Source organism: Terriglobales bacterium (assembly GCA_035543055.1).
Classification (GTDB): domain Bacteria; phylum Acidobacteriota; class Terriglobia; order Terriglobales; family Acidobacteriaceae; genus JAIQFD01.
The window spans coordinates 1-2708 of sequence record DATKKJ010000076.1 but is presented as its reverse complement, the minus strand read 5'-3'; the positions used below and the strand labels follow the sequence as shown (position 1 = coordinate 2708).

Annotated in this window: 3 protein-coding genes; all 3 read left to right on the top strand. The window is 66.6% G+C overall.

The window, feature by feature from the left end:
- On the top strand, positions 1 to 249 hold a 249-nt coding region (locus VMS96_06120), incomplete at its 5' end, for a hypothetical protein (GenBank protein ID HVP42988.1).
- Positions 249 to 962 (top strand): ABC transporter ATP-binding protein, encoded by a 714-nt coding sequence (locus tag VMS96_06115; protein ID HVP42987.1) that lies wholly within the window; start codon positions 249 to 251, stop codon positions 960 to 962. The genes VMS96_06120 and VMS96_06115, both read left to right, overlap by 1 nt.
- Positions 963 to 1307: 345 nt before the next feature.
- Positions 1308 to 2708, top strand: a 1401-nt coding sequence (locus VMS96_06110) for a hypothetical protein (GenBank protein HVP42986.1), incomplete at its 3' end; no start/stop codon positions are given.

Sequence of the window (2708 nt, the reverse complement as noted above, 5' to 3'; positions counted from 1 at the left end):
GGCCTGAACCCCACCGAGATCGCCCAGATGATCGACCTGGTGCGCCGGGTCCGCGACAGCGGCGTCTCGGTCTTCATGATCGAGCACCTCATGCAGGCGGTCATGAATCTCTCCGACCGCATCGTGGTGCTCAACTTCGGGCAGAAGCTGGCCGAAGGCCGCCCCGAAGAGGTGGCCCGCGATCCCCAGGTGGTCGAAGCCTACCTGGGCGACGACAAGATCGCCCACAAACTCATGGAGAAGAACTGATGCCTCCCGTCCTGGAATTGGAGAAGCTGGAATCCGGATACGGCGAGGTCCAGGTGCTGTGGGGCATTTCGCTGCAGGCCGAGTCCGGCAAGCTCACCACCATCATCGGGGCCAACGGCGCCGGCAAGACCACCACCTTGCGCGCCACCATGGGCAGCTTGCGGCCCTGGGCGGGGCGGGTGCGTCTGAACGGCGACGACGTCACCCGGCTCGCGCCCCACGCCAAGGCGGAACGCGGCCTGGTGCTGGTGCCCGAAGGACGGCAGCTCTTCCCCGACATGACGGTGGAAGAGAACCTGCAGATGGGGGCGTACTCCAGGCGGGCGCGCCACCGCGAGAAAGACAACCTGGGCCGGGTGTACGAACTCTTCGCCCGGCTGAAGGAACGCCGCAAACAAAAGGCCGCCACCCTGTCCGGCGGCGAACAGCAGATGCTGGCCATGGGGCGCGGCCTGATGCAGGAGCCGCTGGTGTTCATGATCGACGAGCTCTCCCTGGGCCTGGCCCCGGTGCTCGCCCAGCAGCTGTTCCTCACCCTCAAGGCGCTGCGCAGCCAGGGGCTCACCATCGTGCTGGTGGAGCAGAACGTCCACCTGGCCCTGGCGTTGAGCGACCACACCTACGTGCTGGCCGAGGGCCGGGTCACCATCCAGGGCGATTCCCGGCAGGTGGCCGACATGGACGAGGTGCGCCGCGCCTACCTGGGACTCTGACCCGCCGGCCCGGGCCTTGCCCGGCCTCATCGTGACCCGACCCAAATCGGCCCCGGCCGCTCCCCGGCCCATGCCCGGCGGCTCCGGGCCGACGTCCGGGGGCCTCCCGAACCCCCCTCAGTGACGGTTCTTACAGCCCCCTGTGACAGGCATCACAGACAGCGGGGGGCGCATGTGGATAATGCCCGCACCAATATTTGGAGGTTTGTGCCTCTCGAGACCTCCGTGTGCGAGGTGACCATGCCTGTCCGTCCTCTCCTCTGGGTTGTGGGTGTTCTCTGTTTGGCCGTATTACTCGCCCCGGCCTTTGCCGCAGACAACCAACCGTCGGACCCCCTGGTTCGTGTGCTTGCTTCCAAGGGGATCCTCACCCAGGCCGAGGCGGATAGCATAGGCAGTGTCGCCCCGGCCGACCAACGTGCGAAACTGGCCCAGATCCTGCTTGATAAGGGCCTAATCAGTACCACCGAGTACGAGTCGGTCAGCGCCGCCGCTCCTTCCGCCGACCTGAGCGGAGAGGCGAGGTTGCAATCGACATCCCTCGTTACTGTTGAGCCCCAGGCCGCCGCGGCTCCGTCCGCTCCCAAGGCGCCTCCGGTGATCCCGGCGATCGCTCCCATCCGCGTGCTGCAGCTCGAGCCCGCGAAGGTGGGCGGCCTGGTGCCCGACATCAAGCTGGGCTCCGGCGCCAAGCTGAAGCTGTACGGCTTCATCAAGGCCAGCGCCCAGTACGACACCAGTCAGCCGACCGGCAACGATGCTCCCCTTCCCCTGTTCGGCATCAGCGCCGCCGACACCGGCCCCGACGCCGCCGCGGAGTTCCACATGAAGGCGCGCGCCACCCGTATCGGCGCCAACTTCGAGTGGCCGGACCTGCACGGGAGCACTTCCATCACCGGCCGCATCGAAGCCGACTTTGAGGGCAACTTCACCCGTGCCTTCAACCGCAACGTCGCCAGCGTCCGTTCCAACCAATTCAACCTGCGCCTGGCCTGGGCCCGCATCGATCACATGTTCAGCGACCAGACGTCAGGGTTTGCCGTCTTCGGCCAGGATTGGACGCCTTTCGGCTCCTCCATCCTGCCCAACTCGCTGGAAACCACGCTGCTGGGCGTGGGCTACGGTTCGATCTACGAGCGCGATATGCAGATCCGTGTCGGCTTCCTGCATTCCTTCGCCGGCACCTCGTTCAAGTTCGGTCCGGAGTTCGCCATCGTGTACCCGGGCTTCGGCAACACCCCGCCGTCGGCCGTCGGCCCGCAGTGGTTGACGGTACCTGCGTGTGCTGCTACGCCTTGCCCGGCCACCGTGGTCACCGTCACCACGTCGCCCGGCAACGTGGGCGACCAGCTCGCCTATGCGGAGCGGCAAGGCGCCGATTCGGGGCGTCCTGAGGTCCAGGGACGGCTGGTCTTTCAGTTCCAGCTCGACCACGCCAAGGGCGTTGCGCCGGCGCAGATCATCGTCAGCGGCATGAACGGGGCCCGCACCGCGATCGTTCCGTTCTCGCAGATTCCCAGCTGCACCGCGCCTGCTGCCTCGGTCTTCGCCTCGAATGGCCTGACGCCACTCTGCGGCAATGGGGCGGGTGGCGCCAACGCCAACCTCTACAAGGTTGCGTTCCCGACTGGGGTCAAGGTGGACACCGACCGCAATGGTTGGACGGCCGGCTTCCAACTCCCCACTCGCTACGTGACCTTCATCGCCAACTACTACAGGGGCACCGACCTGCGCTTCTACTTCGCC

Coding starts and splice junctions, on each gene's coding strand:
- VMS96_06115 (HVP42987.1), top strand. CDS start 249: ATGCCTCCCGTCCTGGAATTGGAGAAGCTGGAATCCGGATACGGCGAG.